This window comes from Methanolobus vulcani (assembly GCF_900100715.1).
Classification (GTDB): domain Archaea; phylum Halobacteriota; class Methanosarcinia; order Methanosarcinales; family Methanosarcinaceae; genus Methanolobus; species Methanolobus vulcani.
Map to the genome: position 1 here is coordinate 168,888 of NZ_FNCA01000002.1, position 18,220 is coordinate 187,107.

23 protein-coding genes are annotated in these 18,220 nt (G+C 42.0%); 11 read left to right on the forward strand and 12 right to left on the reverse strand.

Translation table 11 applies throughout. The features are described from left to right. Positions 1-7 precede the first annotated feature (7 nt). Entirely contained in the window at positions 8-244 is a 237-nt protein-coding gene (locus BLP52_RS03360) for a FeoA family protein (protein ID WP_091708701.1), read from the reverse strand. Between the two features lie 243 nt (positions 245-487). Beyond that, on the reverse strand, positions 488-1,972 hold the full coding sequence (locus BLP52_RS03365) for a cobyric acid synthase (protein ID WP_091708703.1): 1,485 nt from the start codon (positions 1,970-1,972) through the stop codon (positions 488-490). 114 nt (positions 1,973-2,086) lie between these two features. On the opposite strand from BLP52_RS03365, the gene cbiT reads away from it, so the two are divergent. The 7 genes from cbiT to BLP52_RS03400 all read left to right on the forward strand — a co-directional run bounded on the left by cbiT (position 2,087) and on the right by BLP52_RS03400 (position 6,367). Further along, complete coding sequence (gene cbiT / locus BLP52_RS03370) at positions 2,087-2,641, forward strand: precorrin-6Y C5,15-methyltransferase (decarboxylating) subunit CbiT (protein WP_091708704.1); 555 nt, start codon at positions 2,087-2,089, stop codon at positions 2,639-2,641. 38 nt (positions 2,642-2,679) lie between these two features. Then, a complete protein-coding gene (locus tag BLP52_RS03375) occupies positions 2,680-3,291 on the forward strand; it encodes a cobalt-factor II C(20)-methyltransferase (RefSeq protein ID WP_091708706.1) in 612 nt (203 codons plus the stop codon). Positions 3,292-3,307: 16 nt separating this feature from the next. Then, on the forward strand, positions 3,308-4,051 hold the full coding sequence (cobM, locus tag BLP52_RS03380; RefSeq protein WP_091709174.1) for a precorrin-4 C(11)-methyltransferase: 744 nt from the start codon (positions 3,308-3,310) through the stop codon (positions 4,049-4,051). A 62-nt stretch (positions 4,052-4,113) separates the two neighbouring features. Next, on the forward strand, positions 4,114-4,563 hold the full coding sequence (locus BLP52_RS03385) for a cobalamin biosynthesis protein CbiG (protein ID WP_091708707.1): 450 nt from the start codon (positions 4,114-4,116) through the stop codon (positions 4,561-4,563). After that, entirely contained in the window at positions 4,560-4,913 is a 354-nt protein-coding gene (locus BLP52_RS03390) for a cobalamin biosynthesis protein (RefSeq protein ID WP_091708709.1), read from the forward strand. Before BLP52_RS03385 ends, BLP52_RS03390 begins: the two co-directional genes overlap by 4 nt. Then, positions 4,882-5,673: a precorrin-3B C(17)-methyltransferase gene (cobJ, locus tag BLP52_RS03395; RefSeq protein ID WP_091708711.1), complete on the forward strand. Its 792-nt coding sequence runs from the start codon at positions 4,882-4,884 to the stop codon at positions 5,671-5,673. The genes BLP52_RS03390 and cobJ overlap by 32 nt, the downstream gene beginning before the upstream one ends. Next, complete coding sequence (locus BLP52_RS03400) at positions 5,663-6,367, forward strand: precorrin-8X methylmutase (RefSeq protein WP_091708712.1); 705 nt, start codon at positions 5,663-5,665, stop codon at positions 6,365-6,367. Before cobJ ends, BLP52_RS03400 begins: the two co-directional genes overlap by 11 nt. Positions 6,368-6,418: 51 nt before the next feature. On the opposite strand, the gene BLP52_RS03405 is transcribed toward BLP52_RS03400, so the two are convergent. The 7 genes from BLP52_RS03405 to BLP52_RS03435 all read right to left on the reverse strand — a co-directional run bounded on the left by BLP52_RS03405 (position 6,419) and on the right by BLP52_RS03435 (position 12,750). Next, positions 6,419-8,185, reverse strand: a complete 1,767-nt coding sequence (locus BLP52_RS03405; protein ID WP_091708714.1) for a hypothetical protein — start codon at positions 8,183-8,185, stop codon at positions 6,419-6,421. Positions 8,186-8,292: 107 nt separating this feature from the next. After that, the gene (locus tag BLP52_RS03410) at positions 8,293-8,946 is read right to left on the reverse strand and encodes a cytochrome c biogenesis CcdA family protein (protein ID WP_091708716.1); all 654 of its coding nucleotides are present in this window, start codon (positions 8,944-8,946) and stop codon (positions 8,293-8,295) included. Further along, positions 8,947-9,432 (reverse strand): thioredoxin family protein, encoded by a 486-nt coding sequence (locus BLP52_RS03415; protein ID WP_091708718.1) that lies wholly within the window; start codon positions 9,430-9,432, stop codon positions 8,947-8,949. A gap of 125 nt (positions 9,433-9,557) precedes the next feature. Continuing rightward, on the reverse strand, positions 9,558-10,247 hold the full coding sequence (locus BLP52_RS03420; protein ID WP_091708720.1) for a 2,5-diamino-6-(ribosylamino)-4(3H)-pyrimidinone 5'-phosphate reductase: 690 nt from the start codon (positions 10,245-10,247) through the stop codon (positions 9,558-9,560). A 50-nt stretch (positions 10,248-10,297) separates the two neighbouring features. Next, positions 10,298-11,149, reverse strand: coding sequence for a CBS domain-containing protein (locus BLP52_RS03425; protein ID WP_091708722.1), 852 nt, complete (start codon positions 11,147-11,149; stop codon positions 10,298-10,300). Positions 11,150-11,160: 11 nt separating this feature from the next. Continuing rightward, positions 11,161-11,619 carry a universal stress protein gene (locus BLP52_RS03430; protein ID WP_091708724.1) on the reverse strand — a complete coding sequence of 153 codons (459 nt, stop codon included), beginning with the start codon at positions 11,617-11,619 and terminating at the stop codon, positions 11,161-11,163. Positions 11,620-11,649: 30 nt separating this feature from the next. Then, entirely contained in the window at positions 11,650-12,750 is a 1,101-nt protein-coding gene (locus BLP52_RS03435) for an amidohydrolase family protein (protein ID WP_091709176.1), read from the reverse strand. 363 nt (positions 12,751-13,113) lie between these two features. Between BLP52_RS03435 and BLP52_RS03440 the strand changes: the two genes are divergently transcribed. Beyond that, positions 13,114-13,440, forward strand: a complete 327-nt coding sequence (locus tag BLP52_RS03440; RefSeq protein ID WP_091708726.1) for a DUF167 domain-containing protein — start codon at positions 13,114-13,116, stop codon at positions 13,438-13,440. Positions 13,441-13,821: 381 nt separating this feature from the next. After that, entirely contained in the window at positions 13,822-14,289 is a 468-nt protein-coding gene (locus tag BLP52_RS03450; RefSeq protein ID WP_091708730.1) for a toprim domain-containing protein, read from the forward strand. Between the two features lie 15 nt (positions 14,290-14,304). Here BLP52_RS03450 and BLP52_RS03455 read toward each other — a convergent pair whose 3' ends face one another. The 3 genes from BLP52_RS03455 to BLP52_RS03465 all read right to left on the reverse strand — a co-directional run bounded on the left by BLP52_RS03455 (position 14,305) and on the right by BLP52_RS03465 (position 16,196). Further along, a complete protein-coding gene (locus tag BLP52_RS03455; RefSeq protein ID WP_091708732.1) occupies positions 14,305-14,673 on the reverse strand; it encodes a DUF356 domain-containing protein in 369 nt (122 codons plus the stop codon). A 189-nt stretch (positions 14,674-14,862) separates the two neighbouring features. Next, the gene (gene proC / locus BLP52_RS03460) at positions 14,863-15,678 is read right to left on the reverse strand and encodes a pyrroline-5-carboxylate reductase (protein WP_091708734.1); all 816 of its coding nucleotides are present in this window, start codon (positions 15,676-15,678) and stop codon (positions 14,863-14,865) included. A gap of 26 nt (positions 15,679-15,704) precedes the next feature. Beyond that, positions 15,705-16,196, reverse strand: coding sequence for a multiprotein bridging factor aMBF1 (locus BLP52_RS03465; RefSeq protein WP_091708735.1), 492 nt, complete (start codon positions 16,194-16,196; stop codon positions 15,705-15,707). A gap of 83 nt (positions 16,197-16,279) precedes the next feature. Between BLP52_RS03465 and BLP52_RS03470 the strand changes: the two genes are divergently transcribed. Both BLP52_RS03470 and BLP52_RS03475 read left to right on the forward strand, forming a co-directional pair. After that, positions 16,280-17,569, forward strand: a complete 1,290-nt coding sequence (locus BLP52_RS03470) for a proteasome-activating nucleotidase (RefSeq protein WP_091708737.1) — start codon at positions 16,280-16,282, stop codon at positions 17,567-17,569. Between the two features lie 48 nt (positions 17,570-17,617). Then, the gene (locus BLP52_RS03475; protein WP_091708740.1) at positions 17,618-18,217 is read left to right on the forward strand and encodes an endonuclease dU; all 600 of its coding nucleotides are present in this window, start codon (positions 17,618-17,620) and stop codon (positions 18,215-18,217) included. The last annotated feature ends 3 nt before the right edge of the window (positions 18,218-18,220 follow it).

Sequence of the window (18,220 nt, forward strand, 5' to 3'; positions counted from 1 at the left end):
ACCTGCGTTACTTGAGAACCTCTACAAGAACAGTTTCAGCCTCTCTTTTTCTGAGGGAAAGATTGTATCCTTTCAGTTTGAATTCAACAGGGTCTCCTAATGGTGCTCTTCTGATAACGTCTACTCTTGTACCGGGAGTAAGTCCCATATCCAGAATTCTCTTTCTTGAAGACTTCTGGCCTGTCACTTTCACAACCTTCACCGATGTGTCAGGTTCTATGAAATCCAGTTTTTTTTCATTCATGTTATGGCCTTTTGTTTGTTTACTTTTAGTAGGTATACCTAACATAGTTAATTTAGTATATACTATTTTTGGTTTGCATTTTTTATTTCGTTTCACTACTTAGTATTGCAGGGACAACACAACTTAGAAAATACAATTTAGTCTATGGGATGTGTTTTAAAGCAGCGTAGCTGCTGGATTTACCAAAATAGATACAGAAAAAGTAAATCCAATTTTAAAAAAATAAGAAAAAGTGAAAGACCATTATTGACCTTCGATCAATTCATAAATTTTTTCCATGTCAAGGCAGCTTTCAACTACTCTGGCAAGTTCCTCATAAGCCTCATCTTCTGTGGTCACAGTTTCAGGGTGATATTCCACGCCCTTCTTTTCTGTAAGATATATCATGAGAGCATGGCGAATGTTCTCATTCTCGAAAAGTCCGTGCAGGTATGTACCCACTACAGTTCCGCTTTCATCAATGCTGCCATCATCCCCGAATACTGTTCTCGGTGTTTTTGTTGCACCCATGTGAATCTCATATCCCCATATTTCATCACCCTTTATGTGATTGAATATGGGTCCGTCTGCGACAATCTCCTTCTTGACCTGAACTGTTCTCTTTTTGTATTCTCCGAATGATGTTTCGGTTTCAAGAAGTCCCAGTCCTTCATAGTCTGCCTCAACTCCATTTTCAACACCGGAATCGTGGATGACCTTTCCAAGCATCTGGTAGCCGCCGCAAATTCCAAAAACAACTGCCTTGCCTTTGAGGTTCTTTATCTGAACATCCATGCCGCTTGACTGGAGGTCAAGGAGGTCACTAACAGTGTTCTTTGTTCCGGGGATGATAACACAATCCGGGTTGCCCAGATTCTCATCAAGGTCTACGTATCTGACTTTAGCTATTCTTTCAAGTGGTTCAAAATCTGTGAAATTGGATATTCTTGGAAGGCGGATCACTGCGATATCGATGTCATTGATATCTTCGTTCTCTTCACGTCCTTTTTTCTTCTTCCTGATCGCCATGGAGTCTTCGGATGGTATCTTGAGCTTGTAATAAGGCAGAACTCCAAGAACCGGAACTTCAGTGAGATTCTCAAGTTGCTTAAGGCCGGGTTCAAGTATTGCGGGGTCGCCTCTGAATTTATTGATCACAAAACCTTTGAGGTTCTTAGCCACATCTTCAGGCAACAGTGCCTTTGTACCATAGAGGCTTGCAAAGACTCCTCCTGACTCAATATCTCCTACGAGGATTATGGGTGCCTGTGTGATGCGTGCGGTTCCCACGTTGACGATATCACGGTCATAGAGGTTGATCTCTGCGGCACCTCCTGCTCCTTCCATCACTATAAGATCGTATTCTGATTCAAGTCTTTCAAGTGCGCCTCTGAGCACATCATGCATTTCGTCTATTGAATCATAGTAATTTCCGGCGGATTTGTCTGCATATGGTTCCCCGAGTACGATGACCTGTGATGTCCTGTCTCCTTTTGGTTTGAGGAGCACGGGGTTCATGTCTGCAGTGGGCTCAACTCCGGCAGCTTTGGCCTGAATAGCCTGGGCAATTCCAATTTCCTTTCCATCTTTTGTTATCCATGAATTCAGGCTCATGTTCTGGGCCTTAAATGGTGCAACCTTGTATTTTCTGGAGAGTATCCTGCAGAGTCCCGTGACCATTATGCTCTTGCCAACGTCCGATGCAGTACCGAGTACCAGTAATTTTCTAGCTTTTTTCTTGTTTTCCATTGCAACCGCCCTAATAATATTTTTGGATTCTTATACTATTTCGTAATAATGCAACAGTTTTATGAAGGGCAACTTATATCTACTTAACTCCAGTTTATCTTAGTTAGGTGGAATATGACTGAACTTTTGCATGTAAGTGGCGGCCCTACAAAACCAGAAATTATCGCAGTTTCGTTATCTAAACTTGATTTAGCAGACGGTTGCAGATTTTTTGATATTGGTTGTGGAACAGGAGCCGTGTCAATAGAAGCTTCAAAAATGGTACGTGACATCAGTATATGCGCTATTGATGCAAGGGAAGAAGCCATTAGTGTAACGAAGAAAAATTTCGAAGCATTTAAGATTAACAATGCACAAGTGTTTTCCGGTGAATCATCTGAGATCCTTGAAAAACAGGAAGTTGGTTCAATAGATTGTGCATTCATTGGCGGCACAAAGAATATTTCCCGTGTGCTTGAAGTGCTTGCCGAGAAAAAGGCAAAAAGTATTGTATTGAATGCGGTCAGGATCGAGACTGTCGTAAACGTAATAAACAAGATGAAAGAACTTGACTTATTCGATGAGGCACTGCATATTATAGTATCTCGCAGCGCGCCGATAACTGGCGAAACTATGTTCAAGCCGGAAAATCCGATCTATATTGTTGTCGGCAAGTCCGGTAAAAACTGACGTTAACTTAATTTATCTTTATTTAATGGTGATAAAAAATGCTTGTAGGAGTAGGACTTGGTCCGGGTGATCCGGAGCTTCTGACATTGAAAGCTGTTGAAAGCCTGAAAAATGCATATAAGGTATACGTTCCCGGTCGAATGGCAGCCGACTTGGTAGCACCTTATGCAGAATCAGAAATTCTCGATTTCCCAATGCTGACCGATTATGAGGTACTCAATGAGGTCTGGAAAAAGAATGCTGATATGCTTGCTGAGGAATCAAAGGATAATCTAATTGTCTTTGGTCTTATCGGAGACCCAAATTTCTTCTCAACTTTCACTCATTTAAAACGTGTAATGAAGAAATTCTATCCTGATGTTGAGACTGCAACAATTCCGGGCATCAGCTCGATCACATCTTTCGCTGCACAGACTGGTGCTGAGGTTGACTCATCATTTGAGGTAAGCGATGGTTCAGACAGCAAGTATAGAATAAGGCTCAAGGCAAGCAGGCCACTTGAGATCATCGAATCATATGAAAAGGAAGGCTTTAACAAGTTCACTTTCTGCGAGCGCCTTTTCAGTGACAGGGAAGTAATAATCACAGAAAGGGATAAGATTCCTGAAAAAGGCAACTATTTCAGTATAATCTATGCCCAGAAGGAATAATCACAAGGTGAATGCAATGACAGATAAGAAAGTCTATTTTGTAGGGTCCGGCCCGGGAAATGCAAAATACATTACCGTAATGGGCAAAGAGCTTCTTGAAGGGGCTGACCTTGTAATCTATGCAGGTTCCCTTGTAAATCCTGAAGTTGTAAACTACTGTAAAGGCGAAAAGATTGACAGTTACGGACTTACCCTTGATGAGACCAACCAACTTATAGTTGACAATCTAGAAGCAGGTAAGAAGGTCGTAAGATTACACAGCGGCGACCCATCACTTTACGGTTCAATCGTAGAGCAGATCGAGGAACTCAAGAAGTTCGATGTAGAAGTTGAGATAATTCCTGGTGTATCTTCAGTATTTGCAACAGCAGCAGCGCTGAAGACCCAGCTTACACTTAATGATGTCTCAGAAACTCTTATTATAACACGTCCTGCAGGTAAGACACTTGAGAAGGACCAGATCAAGGAACTCTCAAGACATGGCGCAACCATGGCTGTGTTTTTGGGAACCCAGAAGATCGAGCAGATCATGGAGAAAGTGGAATATCCAGACGACACTCCTGTGGCAGTTGTTTTCCATGCATCATGGCCTGACCAGAAGATCATTAAGGGCACTGTTGCAGACATTGCCGGCAAGGTCAAGGAAGCAGGTATCAAGCGCTCCGCAATGATCCTTATCGGTGGAGTTGTAGAGCCTGTAGAATATGGTAACTTCGGGAGGTCTTACTTATACGGAGTGGCACAAGAACCGCTGTCATAACCTTTGAGAGAAATCTTGAGGTTGCAGAGCGCCTGGCAGAACATCTGGATGCAGATATCCTGATGTTCGATAAAACCATCTTCAGAAAGGCATTTGAAGAATATGATGCCATCGTGGCAGTGTTTGCCACCGGCATTGTTGTCCGTGAGATAGCACCGCTTATAGTGAATAAGTGGAAGGATCCTGCAGTGGTAGTTGTAGATTCTAATATGAATTTTGCAATTCCTCTGCTTGGTGGTCATCATGGAGGCAACGAAGTTGTCAGGAAGATAGCTGAAATTGGTCCTGTTCCGGTTGTAACTACAGCTACTGAGGTCCACAACAGGAATTCGGTGGAAGGAATTGCCAAGTCGCTTGGATGTGACATTGTCAATAAGCCATCCACTGTTCAGGTGAATTGCGCTCTGCTTGATGAGGATGTTGAAGTCCTCGAAATAAAAGGTCCAAAGATAGTCATTGTCGGAGACGATGTTTCGGTCCTGAAACGAGAAGAAAAGGCTGAGGGCAAATGATCATAGGTATGGGAGCCCGAAGGGGTATTGACAGTCAGGAAGCCATCGATGCGATAAACAATGCGCTTGCGGAGGTAGGCAGAAGTATCGGTGATGTGGAAGGACTGGCATCAGCAAAACTTAAAGAGAACGAGACTGGACTGCATGAAGCAGCTAAGTTCTTCGGGCTCACAATAACGTTCATAGATCACGACGAATTGAATAACTATGATGCGCCGTCGGCTTCGCAGGCAAAACGCTTCGGGCTTAGGGGCGTTGCAGAACCTGCTGCACTGGCGCTGTCGGAAAAAAAACAATTGATACTAAGGAAGAAGGTATATGGAAGGGTCACAATCGCAATCGCAGAGTAAAGGTAAACTCTACATCATCGGAATAGGTCCGGGTTCAGTCGAACAGTTGACAGTGAAGGCAAGGGATGTAATCATGACATCAGATTACATTGTCGGAAACGGTACCTATCTTGACCAGATGGCAAGCCTGCTGGATAAACAGGAGATAGTCCGCAGTGCCATGGGTAAGGAAGTTGACCGCTCACGCAAGGCAGTGGAGCTTGCGCAGGATAAAGTTGTTTCCATGATAAGCGGTGGAGATGCCAACGTTTACGGTATGGCAGGTCTTGTTCTTGAAGTTGCAGAACACGCTGGTCTTGGTGTTGAGGTAGAGGTTCTGCCTGGTGTAACTGCAATTACAGCAGCTGCAAGTGTTGTTGGAGCACCTATTGTCAATGATATGTGTACCGTAAGTCTCAGTGACCTTCTGACACCATGGGAAGTCATCGAGAAAAGACTTGATGCAGCAGCATCAGCAGATTTTGTGATGTCACTCTACAATCCAAAGAGCCGCCAGCGCAAATCCAATTTCTCAAAGGCCATTGATATCATCAGAAAGTACAAGGAAGATTCAGTTCCTGTAGCTCTTGTTAAAAATGCCCTGAGGGACAGTGACCAGGATTACGTTGTCACAACCCTTGGCGAGGTTATGGACTACAACGACTGGGTCGACATGAGTACAACAATCCTTATCACAACAAATGATTCCCGTATATGGGATTCACCATACGGTAAGAGAATAATCACTCCAAGGGGGTATCATCGGAAATATGACTATTGATTCCAAAAAGACTGACACAAGTATTGAAGAGCTTGTGGAAATGACAACTGAGATCGACCCTGATCTCGTTGCTATCTGCAATGACCTTGGTTCACAGACCGATGAGGCCAAGGCAATTTACATGACAAGCCGCAACATTGCCCGCAAGCTTGTGGGTGATGAAACTCCTGAGGATCGCGTGAAACAGCGCTGTGTAACCTCAACCGGTGACCCTGCAGTAGCAGACATCATGCGCTTTGTCAATGATCCTATAAATGCAGGTGTTGAGGCAATTAGAAAGGGAGCTCCCATTCTTGTTGACATCAACATGGTCAAGTCAGGAATTACCAAGAGAGGCCACAACTGTGAGATTATCTGTGTACTTGACAAGGATGAGGATGCAGAACTTGCTAAAAAGTACGGTATTACAAGAACTGCAGCAGGATTCCTGAAATGCAAGGATATTCTTGAAGGTTCAATTGTTGCAATAGGCAATGCACCATCCGCTGCATTTGCAGTATGCAGGATGATAGAACACGGCATCAAACCAGCTATCATTGTAGGCACACCTGTAGGTTTTGTCAACGCAGCAGAATCAAAGGAAGTTGTCAGGGGCGCACCAGTTCCATCAATCACATGTGTGGGTACACGTGGTGGAACACCAATGGCAGTTGCCTGTATAAACGAACTTGTTACAATAGCAAATGAAGATTAATGTGTTCTTGTTTGAACACATTAACCTATTCTTATTTTACAACTGTCTTTCTTATTTTATCTTTCTCATAATATACAAACTAGCTACTACTGCAGCAACACTCATCAATCCTGAAAATCCCGGTCCTTCTTCTCCTTGCCCATCCTGCTGAACATTGTTGTTATTTCCATTCTGGAAATTACCGTTTGCTCCGATTGTGAAAACTCCTGCATCAGGTGCCCTGTCATATAGAGATCTGCCATCGCTGTCTGGATTAATATATACGGTTCCGGTTTCTGCCCGCTTTGAGCCTGGGATTTTCGTACCATAGGGGACCAGGGCAGTTTCGATGAAAATATCCATGTTTCCATCATCGGGCAAAAACTCTGCAGGAATGCTCAGGTACATCTTATTTCCCTGCATGGTGATCAGGTGAGTTGCTTCCCTTACGCTGTACTTTCCATTGTACATTCCAAACATAGTTCCTGAAAGATCTCCATTGTACAGGCCAAAGCTGAGCATGTAGTCCGGGCTATTGTCCTGGTTTGTGTCAAAGTAAACAGTGGTGATAGCTCCATCATCCAGTTCGAGACTTGCATATGCAATAGTTATCAGCATGATGTTGTCCGTGAAGCCGATATCCGCAGATATGATGTCATCACCATCGTATCCAAAACCAGTTGAGTCTCCTGCAGCATCAGTAAGTGTCTTTTTGTCTGCTCCATATGCAAGAAGGGGTTTGATCGAGCCGTCAGCAGTGTTAAGAGCACCCTGTCCGTAATCAGGTACACTGTCCATTTCCCCTCCAAGTGAGCCCTGCAAGCTGAAAGAATCTGCTGTGATGTACATATTCCCGTCATCATTTCCAAGCATTGAGAGGGGTATTCCAAGGAATACTTTATTTCCTGAAACTTTGAAGGTAGCATCATTGTATGGTACCCCGATAGGTGTGCTCCTTGTATCCGAGTAACCTAATTTTGCCATCTCTGAGCCTGTTTTTATCATTTTGATATTTGCATCTGTTCCGGTAAGGGCTCCAACTGCATATTCTATCCTGTAATCCACACCGAAAGTGGGAGGCGCCTGTTCCGTATTGGTAAATCCAGTTGCAAGTTTCTGGTCAGCATCGATGGATATCCAGCCGGTGATGTCTTCGCCATAAGAATATCCACTGGACTCGATATTCTGGTTATAGATCACTTCGACGTTCAGGACATCATTCGTTACACTTGCACTCATCTCTCTAATATCTGCTGAACTGGTGTCTCCGATTTTATCAGTAACAGTTCCTCCAGCCAGATCCAACCCTGAGGTCTCAACACTCCCTGTTGCAGTATTGAATACTCCCTGATCAGGGGCACGGTCAAAGTCAAGGGCTTTTACCATCTGATCATGGAGAGCAACAACAACATTCATGTTCCCATCATCATTTCCAAGTGCCGAAAGAGGCAGTGTTATGAAAATTTGATTGCCCTGCGCATAAATAGAGTCACTGTACAGTGTGTTGTCGTTTAGTGTGGTTGTCACCATGGGTTCTGAATAAATAATGCTCATGTAACTGAATTGATACACATAGTCTGCACCATTATCAGCATAGCCGGTCAGAACATTCTTATCAGTGTCAATAAATACAGCTCCGTAGAAACTGTAATCTGCTACATCTTCTGTACAGGTTATTGTAATGTAAAGGTTATTTCCATCAGTTGAAACATCAAGTGAGCTTATATCCTGTGAATCAAAATCTCCGATAGTATCGGAAATAGCTGCATATGATGTGCCTGCTATCCCGATGATTATAGTAAGAACTAGTCCAGCCAATAATATTATTTTGAAATTCATTATACCACCAAACAAATCTGCCAAATGCGTCCAATTGACATTGCTAAAAAATATGCTACATTTTTATTTAACCGTTATGAAATTTGTCCGGTTTGTATGGAGCTATCTTACAAGAAAAATCTTAGGTGATTTGAATAAACCATCCATAGTCCTACGATTATAAGTATAATGCCTGCTCCTTTTTTGAGCTCGATATCGTATTCTGATATTTTGCTAAGCCTGTCACCAGATAGTTTTGCAAAATAAGCGATAATTATCATTGGAATTGCAAAACCTATTGAATATATTATCAGAAGTCCTGCGCCATAAAGTACGTTTCCTTCAAGTGCAACAAGGGTGAGGATAGATGCAAGTATAGGTCCAACACATGGGATCCATACTATTCCAAGTGTCGCTCCGATTATAAGTCCGCCAATAAGTCCTTTTCCTTCTGTGTGGAGTTTTCCTGTGTATTGAGACAGGGATGTAAATAAGTTCTTTTCCATGAGCATTGATATGCCCATGAAAATGATTATTAGCTCTGCAACAATTCTGAGTTCGCCAATATAGGGTAAAAAATACTCTCCGAATGCTGATGCTGCAATGCCCATTACGGTGAATGAAAAAGTAAGTCCGGCAATTATTGCCAGGGGGCGAAGTCTGCTGTTTCCAGTTGAGTATGCAAGTACGATTGGAAGCAAAGGTAATACACATGGAGAGAACACGCTCACAATTCCTGCAAAAAAAGATGCCACTGGAGATAGTGTGCTTGCATCAATCATTTAATCAACTATTGATTTTCTATATTTTATTGCGTTATCAAGCAAATCTGTAAATTTGCTTTTAGTTGTCAGACCGATGTACCTTGCATAATTTCTATCTGTTGTAACCTGACCATCTGTTCCCATGTAGACGTAACCATTCTCTCCGTTCTTAACTATGACAAACGAGTCTGGGATCGAATAGATGTTAAAACTGGCAGCAAATGCACCTGCCTTGTCCGAGTTGAGATATACTACAGATGCTTTTCCTTCGTATTCCAGTGATATCTCCGCCATTATGGGTTTTTGTGAGCTGCAGGCAGGGCACCAATCAGTTCCTATTTCCATCAGAACAGGTCCCTGTGCTAATAGATCATTAAGTTCCTGTGCACTTGTGATCTCTATTATCGCACTGTTTTCCATCGCTTCTTTATTGTCGCCTGTCATTCCTGCGACTATGAAGAGCACTGAAATCAAGACTATTATCGGCAGGACTAATTTATTCATGATATCACATTTCTCTGGTCAAGGGTTCTTAGCATTCTGTCTGGCTTATATTTAAACTATGATGATTTATAGTTTGTGTGTATTTGGCAATAATGCACAAAACCATAATCTAAAAAAAGAAAATATTATTTCTCTGAATTAGCAAGAACTTTCCATTTAAGGAGAACTCCTTCTTCCATTTTCTCGGCATCAATGAGCTCGAGCTTCTGTATATCTTTTTCAGTAAAACCTTCACCATCTGTAAAGGTTGGTGCTGTCTTTCCGCCGATTATTAAGTTCCCTACAAATGTATAAAATTCATCAACAAGCCCGTTTGATATCATTCCCCAGTTAAGCGTTGCACCGCCTTCGATCATTAAGCGTTCAATTCCCTGGTTTTTGAGTTCTGACATGGCTTTTTTAAGGTCCACATTTTCCTCACCTGCAACAACAATTATTGCCTGCTCTTTCAGAAGATCTACTTTATCTGCCGGAGCAGATTCTGAAACGATAATGATACGCTTTCCTTTCCCTTTTTTAAAGATGTCAGCATCAAGAGGTGTCCTTGCTTTGCTGTCAACAATAATTCTCGCGGGGTTCTCATCCCTACCTGATGAAATCCTTTCTTCCTTGAGTTCAGCAGATTTCACCGTCAGGCTTGGATCATCGGCAAGTACTGTTCCGATACCCACCATTACTGCATCGGATCCTGCACGTAACTTATCCATACGGTTGAAGTCTATCTGGCCGGAAATCCTTACTTGCTTTCTTTCTTTTGTGGATATCTTACCATCGGCAGACATTGCTGAATTTATAAATACAAATGGCCGTTCCATTGGAATCACTATTAAAAAAGATTGTCTGGGTATTGCTACCCATAAAATGATTAATTTTCAACGATTGCTTTCATGAGATTACGGTCACGCAGAAGTCCCAGGAATCTCTGGTTTGCATTGACGATCGGGATCTGGTCTATCTTGTTCCTCTTCATCTTCAATGCACATTCGCTGACACCTGATATGTATGCAGCTTTTACAAGGTCACTGACCATTACATCCTTTACTGGTATGTCAGGTACTTTAACTCTTGAAACGCTGTAATAAATGCTCATGGTATCCCTCATGGATTCCCATGTCCATTCGTCGTCATCTGAACCATTGGACATATCAGACATCTCTACTGAATCCTCGATAACACTGGCACTTATGACATCACGGTCTGTGATAATACCTACAACTTCAAGATTGCTGTCTATTACCGGTGCAGCCTTTGCTTTTGCAAGTTCCATGACCCTTGCGGCAACATTGAGCGGTGTATCTGTCCATATAGGAACAACAGTCTTGTTCATATACTGTCCAACATGGTCTGTTATGTTGAGTTCTGCAATGGATGCAACAATATCAGCAACGGATATGATGCCTACAAGCTTCTCATCTTTTACAACAGGAAGTCTTCTGATGTTGTGCTCCATAAGTATCTTTGCAGCATCGACAATGCTTCCATCAGGGTCTATAACTACAGGGTTGCGGGTCATTAAAAGTGCGAGTTGTTCTTCTTCTGGATTTTTCAGAAGGTTAGCTCTGCTCACAACACCTACGATCTTACCGTCCTTTAATACCGGAACACCTGATACTCTCTTCTCTTTGAGCAAGGCGTGTACTTCATCTCTTGATCCCGGGAGAGTTGCGTATGCAACTTCTGTTCTCATTATATCAGAGACTTTGATGTTTTTTGGCATGGTGAAACTCCTTACTCTTCCTCTTCAGATTCGCCTCGTACTACAAGTACGGGTACCATTGAGTTTCTTGTTACCTTTTCTGCAACACTTCCAAGAAGGAACCGGTCAAATCCGGTCTTTCCGAGAGTTCCCATTACAATAAGGTCAATGTTGTTGTTATTAGCAAATTCGATTATCTCATGGCTGGGGTTACCTTCAAGGACCACGGTTTCAACGGTAACACCTTCTTTCTTTGCCAGCTCTTCAACTGATTCAGTAGCTCCGTTAGCTTCATTTTCCAGAAGTTCGTACATCATTTCCCATCCGGCATCCATAGGGATTGATGCAAAAGCCGCAGTATCAACAACATATCCTGCATATAATTTCGCACCACTCATTTTTGCGAGTTCAACGCTGTGCATAACTGCTTTCTGGTTTTGTTTGGATCCATCGGTTGCAATAAATATATTTTTATACAGAGTACTTGTCATTGTCCCTCTCCTTCGTAAATATATCCCTGTTTAAATTATTACAGATAGTATATCATCGGGTCGCGCTCTTCTCACAATCCCACTTATTATTTCCCTTGTACCTGTGAGATTGCTTGAATCCCCATTAATGATCATGATTTTTGCTTTATTTCCTTCAAGAATAGAACCGGTGTTCTCAAGTCCTAATATTGTTGCTCCCATAAGCGTACACATCATAAATACTTGTCTGTCCTCTATGCCAAAAATTTTAGCTAAAATCTCCATCTCAGAGAACATATTGACAGAATTAAGCATTACATTATCGGTTCCCACTGCCACTTTAATTCCTTCGTCAAGCATTTTTGCAACAGGTGACATTCCAACACCAGTAATAAAATTAGATCGTGGACAGACCACTATAGGTATGTCTTCCTCTGCAACCTTTTTTAGGTCAGACGCTTCTGCATGTGTCATGTGGATCAATATATCAGGATCAAGTGATAATGCCATGTCTATATCACTTCGGTTATTCTCGCCGGAGTGAATAGCAAATGTTGCACCGTATTTTGCTGTCTGTTCTCTTGCAGTTTCAAGTATGCTCATATCCATGTCATTAGTACCGCTCATTCCTAGTCCATCAGCACATGCCAGTATATCATCCAGTTCTGTGCGAAGTTCTTCTGTATTTTCGGTTTTCACCGGTCTGGCAAATATTCTCCTTTCTATCTCTGATGAACTGAGAGCTTCTTTGAGATCATTGATCCCATTTACTCCACCTTCTCTGAAATCTGCAAAAGCATATGTGCCTGTATAATTCATATCGCAGATGGAGCTTTTCATCGCTTCAATCATTTCATCATGGGGAGTACTGTTCAATATGCGATGTTTGAATCCATCAGGTGGTTTTACGAGCTGGTCAAGGTCTCTTTTTACATAGTGTCCAACGGTTTCACCAAGAACAGGATCCTTGCAGACAGAATCACCTATATGGGTGTGTGCATTAACAAAACAGGGAGCAATGATCAATTGTGAATCATTTTTTTTCTCATGCACTTCCTTGATGATGCCATCCTCTACGACAATATAACCTTCAATGACCTCTGCCTCTGGTCCGTATATTATTTTTCCGGATATTGTTTGTTCCCATGACATGAACATGCATTAATGGCTTTAATCCTTTATAAGCACTTATCAAGTATATGTTTTCAGTTTTCATTTACGGTGCTTTTTAGACGCTATATTTATATGCCTCAGCTGTAGTAGATAAACGTGCGTATTGTTAGGTCCTTGCATGAGAGCATGGCAGAGCCTATCTGTGATTGTACAGACAACCTCAATACGCTACATTGGATAGTGCGATAAAGCCTGTCACGAGGGAAACTGGGAAGGACAGCGGAAATTCCAATAGGATGATCTCCCGGAGTTAGTGCGCCAGACGACAGCATTATCCTTCTTTTCATACGATCATTTGTTTTGTTCGTTGGATGTTAATCTGGAATATGGGGAAGTGGCACAATGTCTTTTGAGGATGCTCTAAAAGAGGTAGATTCCGGGGTCATTATTGATATTGAAGTAACACCTGGCTCAAAGGTCCTTTGCGTGCCAAGCGGTTATAATCTATGGAGAAAACGCATCGAAGTGCGTTTGTCTCAGAATGCTCAGAAAGGTAAAGCCAATGAACAACTTATCTCTGCTCTTGCAGACCTGTTTGGACTGCGTAGTTCTGATGTATCTTTTGTAAATGGGATGCATAACTCTAAGAAATCTCTTCTTTTGCAGAGTGCTGAATATTCTAATGTAGCAGCAGTTCTCAGAGACAAACTGCCTGATGATGCTGTTTAATCTTAATGCTCCTGTTATGTTTTTCATATGCCTTAATACTTTCACCTCGCTTGCCTTCTCTTAATATATGCAGATGACAATCTAGTATCTGAGGTGAAATACATGGATGAATATTTCGACAACCTGGTAGAAAGAGCATACTACTATGAACAGTTTGATCAATTCGTTCGCTATTACAAGTAAATTTATCATGTCCTGTCGCAACGATTCCCTCCCAATCCCAAAATGTTTGCTTTCGATTGCGACAGGTCTTTACTTGTAATAGTATCTCTTTTTTATATCTGTTTTGTTTCATGTTTTCAAAGGTCATTCTTTAATCAAATGAAAGGCAATTTACAATCCTGTTTGTACAATAATACTTTTAAAATCTGGACAATTGCCATGCGACCAAGAAAACCCGGCTCAAAAAGATATTTGAAAGCTCCTTTGATCGTATATGAGAATAGAATGGAGCAGATGGATAACTTACTGGATGAGCTTCAGGATTTTGTAGATAAGGGTTCAATTATTGTCGTGGAAGGAAAAAGAGATGTAATTGCATTAAAGTCTCTTGGGTTTCATGCTGAGTTCAGACTGGCCACTCATTATTCGATTGTAAATTTCTGCGAAGACCTTGCAAAGAACGGAAAGGAGATAGTGATTTTAACTGACTGGGATCGCAGAGGCAACATACTTGCTGATAAACTCGTAAAGAATCTGCATTCGCTAGGGGTAAATCCGGATACAAGAATTAGGGAACTTATTGTGTCCCTGGTTCAAAAAGAGATAAAAGATATCGAAAGTCTACCCGGGTACGTAGAAAAACTCAGAAAGATAACCAAAGGTACAGATACAACCGATTCTCTCTAACTTCATAACACCTTTTTAGTGGTGTTGGGGTTCAAAACTACGCTCAAATTCCGGATATAGTTCAGATTTGTCCATAAGCTCATCATAGACATCGTGCCTTGGACTAACTATAACTACATGGGCAGGAGGATGAATCTTCCTCAATTTACTGATTGCAGCGCCTGCGTTGTTGTCAAGCTCCACAAGTGCAGCAGAATTGCATCTGGCTTTCAGTGGTACACCTGCAACACTAACCAGAAGGTTATCCGCATAAACAGGTTCTATTCGTTTAGGTTTTGATACAAACCTCATTCTTCCGTAATGCTCAAGATCATGTAATGCCACGTTGACTTTGTCAGCATTGTCACCCCGGATCACAGCAAAAGATTTAACTCCAATCCCCATTCCAGAAAATCCCCTTGTGTAATTTTTTCATATATTTCTCTCATTGTTTACGTTTTTTAGGCTCCCGCACCTAATATGCCTGGATTTCCTAGCCTAGATATAATTAAAACTTTTTACAGTAATAAACCTTTCTATTCTAGGAAATACAGGACTAGAACAATAATAGAAATTATTATTTTCTGGTATTTATTATTTTCCAAGTTCTTTTGAACGGTTGGATGATTCAATAACAGCCTGCATAAAAGCGGATCTGATGCCGTATTCTTCAAGAACTTTAATTCCTCTTATGGTTGTTCCCGCAGGAGATGTTACCATGTCCTTCAGTTCACCTGGGTGAGTTTCGGTCTCAAGTGCCATTTTTGCAGCACCCAGAACTGTCTGTGCTGCAAGTACAAGTGCACTTTTTCTGTCAAGTCCTTCGTATACTGCACCATCTGCCATTGCTTCTATAACAGGGAATATATATGCGGGTCCACTGCCTGAAAGCCCTGTTACTGCGTCCATGAGATTTTCAGGAACCTGGATCGCACTTCCAACTGAACTGAATATTGCAAGAGCATCCTCTGCATCTTCTTTTGAGGCATTACTTCCCTGTGTGATGGCAGAAGCAGCTTCAGCAACAGTTGCAGCAATATTTGGCATAACTCTTATGACTCTGGTTCCTTCATTGAACTCGCTTTCAATATCCGCAAGTTTGACACCTGCTGCAATGGAAATGATCAGTTTGTCCGAGTCAATATCATCTTTTATGCTTGCAATTACTTTCTTTAGAATCTGTGGTTTTACCGCAAGCACAATTATATCAGAATTAATAACTGTAGCTGCATTATCTGTAGATACGTTAACTCCTACATTCTGTTTAAGTTCATCTAGGGATGGCTCATAGAGGTCACTTGCATATACATTGGATGGAGCAAAAAGTCCGGCGTCGCATATTCCTTTAATTAATGCACTGCCCATTTTTCCTGTTCCGATAAATCCGAGTTTTTTACCTTCAAGGCTCATTTTATCACTCTGGTAATTTTGATTATTTATTTTCTCTTGATGGTCACTATGTCCCCAAGAGTAGTTCCACGATTAAGTCTTTCACCACTCCAATCATTATCTCCGGTTCTTTCCGTGAGCTTGAGATCGAGCGCTTTTTCTATCTTTTGGCGAACATCGTCCTCAGGTACGATCTCCTCACGCTCTATCTTTTTGACAAGTGTTGCTTTTTCCTTGATCTTTGAAGCCAGCTGGTCGTGTGACCACTTCTTTCGTTCTCTTGCTTCTTTTATTGCCTGTCCGTACTCATCTATTAGTTCGTCAACTATCATTCCAGGGGCTTTCCTTGGTGGTCTGCTGCTTCCAGTTGCTGAAGCTGGCCGACGGCTTACAGGTGCAATCTTCTTGGATACAGGACTGCGCTTTCCTGCTGCAGTACCATATTGTGAACATCTTCCACATACTGTAAGTTCACTACCGTCAATATTTACTTTAAAAGAATCGCCTCTGATCTCGGCGCCACATATTTCACACTGCATAGATCTTCAACTCATAAAGTGTCTAATCTCTTCTTTACGAAAGGGCTATATACCCTTTGCACTTAAATAGTATTCGGAGGCACATGAGCGAGACCAGCGACAGTGACTTTGAGCACGGCAGGTATGATTTTACCTCTGTGAACAAAGCCGACTATGACTATGTCGGTTCAGATAATGAGGAAGATTTTTCCAAATATCTGTTAGACCGTATGAGACAGTTAGAGTCCAGGAATACTCTCCTGAAGGAACAATGCGACCAGATCGAGTCGGAAAAACGTTTTGTTGAGAGCCAGAAGCTCAAATATGAACGTGAGGTGCGCAGACTGCAGGCGGAAGTTGACCGTCTGAAAACAGTTCCTCTTGTAGTGGCAACAATAATGGATGTCATTTCAGAGGAAAAAGTGCTTGTCAGAAGTTCCACGGGACCGCAGTTCATGGTCAATGTATCACAGTACCTGAATGAAGAATCTTTAGTTCCAGGTGCAAAAGTTGCATTGAACCAGCAGACACTTGCGATCGTGGAAGTGATCCCTACAAGTGAAGACCCTGCAGTTTCAGCAATGGAGGTAATAGAGTCACAGGATGTGGACTACGAAGATATAGGTGGACTGGATTCACAGATACAGGAACTTATTGAATCTGTGGAATTGCCACTGACAAAACCGGAGGCTTTCCAGCGTATAGGTATCACTCCGCCAAAAGGCGTTCTCCTGTACGGTGAGCCAGGTACCGGTAAGACCTTGCTGGCAAAGGCCGTTGCACACAGGACAGAAGCCACTTACATAAGGGTGGTAGGTTCTGAACTTATACAGAAGTACATTGGTGACGGTTCTAAACTTGTCAGAGAACTCTTCGATATGGCAAGGAAAAAATCCCCAAGTATCATCTTCATCGATGAACTGGATGCAATTGCTTCAAGGCGTCTGAATGACACCAACGGTGCAGACCGTGAAGTTCAGAGGACACTTATGCAGTTGCTTGCGGAAATGGATGGTTTTGATAACAGGGGCGATGTAAGAATTATCGCAGCTACAAACAGGCTGGATGTTCTTGACCCTGCTATTCTGAGACCTGGCAGATTTGACAGGATAGTCAATGTACCAATGCCGGACGAAGAAGCACGTGCAAATATCTTCAGGATACACACACGTTTCATGTCCGTTGCAAAAGATATTGACTTTAGGAAACTGGCAAAACTCACTGAGAAAGCAAGCGGTGCAGATCTGAATGCCATTTCCATGGAAGCAGGCATGCTTGCTGTAAGACTTGACAAGAAAACAATCTCCATGGATGATTTCCTTGAGTCTGTGCAGAAGGTCATGTCAAAGAAAGAAACTGAAAAGGAAGTTCTTCCGGAAGGAATGTTCATTTAACATTCCTGCTGGTAAGTTACTTCACTACCTTTTTTCATATTATTTTTAGTGAATAGCTCATACCGTCATTTTCATATTAAAGATGAGATCCGCATACTTGGTATAGATGATTCTGCGCTTCTCAGCGATAAAATAACTATAGTCGGAGCCTTCTTTCGTGGCGGTAAATGGCTTGATGGCGTACTTCGCTCAGAGATTACAAGGGATGGTCTGGACGCAACTGGCAGGATCGTTTCAATGGTTAACAACAGCAAACATTTGCCACAAATTCGTGCCATAATGCTGGATGGTGTTACTTATGGCGGTTTCAATCCTGTGGACATCGTTTATCTTTATGAAAGAACCAATGTTCCGGTAATCGTCCTGATGCGTGACCTGCCAGATTTTGAAAGTATAGAAAAGGCTCTTTCATTTCTCCCTGAATCAGAAATGAGAATGGAAATTATTAGAAAGGCTGGGAAGATTAGCAGTGTTGTAACAAAAGATAACAAAAATCCTGTTTTTTTCCAGTGTTCTGGAATTGATTATGATATTGCCGCAAAAATAATAAAAATAACTTCAACAAGGAGCAATATCCCTGAGCCACTCAGAGTTGCTCATCTGATAGCTACGGGAATTGTCCTTGGCGAATCAAGAGGAAAGGCCTGATCT

What these genes read in the sequence shown, in the direction of transcription:
- BLP52_RS03410 (WP_091708716.1), bottom strand. Translation starts at nt 8,946, where the DNA reads ATGATTGATGCAAGCACACTATCTCCAGTGGCATCTTTTTTTGCAGGA.
- BLP52_RS03375 (WP_091708706.1), top strand. Translation starts at nt 2,680, where the DNA reads ATGCTTGTAGGAGTAGGACTTGGTCCGGGTGATCCGGAGCTTCTGACA.
- BLP52_RS03405 (WP_091708714.1), bottom strand. Translation starts at nt 8,185, where the DNA reads ATGAATTTCAAAATAATATTATTGGCTGGACTAGTTCTTACTATAATC.
- BLP52_RS03455 (WP_091708732.1), bottom strand. Translation starts at nt 14,673, where the DNA reads ATGGGGATTGGAGTTAAATCTTTTGCTGTGATCCGGGGTGACAATGCT.
- cobJ (WP_091708711.1), top strand. Translation starts at nt 4,882, where the DNA reads ATGGAAGGGTCACAATCGCAATCGCAGAGTAAAGGTAAACTCTACATC.
- BLP52_RS03400 (WP_091708712.1), top strand. Translation starts at nt 5,663, where the DNA reads ATGACTATTGATTCCAAAAAGACTGACACAAGTATTGAAGAGCTTGTG.
- BLP52_RS03365 (WP_091708703.1), bottom strand. Translation starts at nt 1,972, where the DNA reads ATGGAAAACAAGAAAAAAGCTAGAAAATTACTGGTACTCGGTACTGCA.
- BLP52_RS03385 (WP_091708707.1), top strand. Translation starts at nt 4,114, where the DNA reads ATGTTCGATAAAACCATCTTCAGAAAGGCATTTGAAGAATATGATGCC.
- BLP52_RS03415 (WP_091708718.1), bottom strand. Translation starts at nt 9,432, where the DNA reads ATGAATAAATTAGTCCTGCCGATAATAGTCTTGATTTCAGTGCTCTTC.
- BLP52_RS03425 (WP_091708722.1), bottom strand. Translation starts at nt 11,149, where the DNA reads ATGCCAAAAAACATCAAAGTCTCTGATATAATGAGAACAGAAGTTGCA.
- BLP52_RS03470 (WP_091708737.1), top strand. Translation starts at nt 16,280, where the DNA reads ATGAGCGAGACCAGCGACAGTGACTTTGAGCACGGCAGGTATGATTTT.
- BLP52_RS03420 (WP_091708720.1), bottom strand. Translation starts at nt 10,247, where the DNA reads ATGGAACGGCCATTTGTATTTATAAATTCAGCAATGTCTGCCGATGGT.
- BLP52_RS03430 (WP_091708724.1), bottom strand. Translation starts at nt 11,619, where the DNA reads ATGACAAGTACTCTGTATAAAAATATATTTATTGCAACCGATGGATCC.
- BLP52_RS03390 (WP_091708709.1), top strand. Translation starts at nt 4,560, where the DNA reads ATGATCATAGGTATGGGAGCCCGAAGGGGTATTGACAGTCAGGAAGCC.
- BLP52_RS03465 (WP_091708735.1), bottom strand. Translation starts at nt 16,196, where the DNA reads ATGCAGTGTGAAATATGTGGCGCCGAGATCAGAGGCGATTCTTTTAAA.
- cbiT (WP_091708704.1), top strand. Translation starts at nt 2,087, where the DNA reads ATGACTGAACTTTTGCATGTAAGTGGCGGCCCTACAAAACCAGAAATT.
- BLP52_RS03450 (WP_091708730.1), top strand. Translation starts at nt 13,822, where the DNA reads ATGCGACCAAGAAAACCCGGCTCAAAAAGATATTTGAAAGCTCCTTTG.
- BLP52_RS03435 (WP_091709176.1), bottom strand. Translation starts at nt 12,750, where the DNA reads ATGTCATGGGAACAAACAATATCCGGAAAAATAATATACGGACCAGAG.
- proC (WP_091708734.1), bottom strand. Translation starts at nt 15,678, where the DNA reads ATGAGCCTTGAAGGTAAAAAACTCGGATTTATCGGAACAGGAAAAATG.
- BLP52_RS03440 (WP_091708726.1), top strand. Translation starts at nt 13,114, where the DNA reads ATGTCTTTTGAGGATGCTCTAAAAGAGGTAGATTCCGGGGTCATTATT.
- BLP52_RS03360 (WP_091708701.1), bottom strand. Translation starts at nt 244, where the DNA reads ATGAATGAAAAAAAACTGGATTTCATAGAACCTGACACATCGGTGAAG.
- cobM (WP_091709174.1), top strand. Translation starts at nt 3,308, where the DNA reads ATGACAGATAAGAAAGTCTATTTTGTAGGGTCCGGCCCGGGAAATGCA.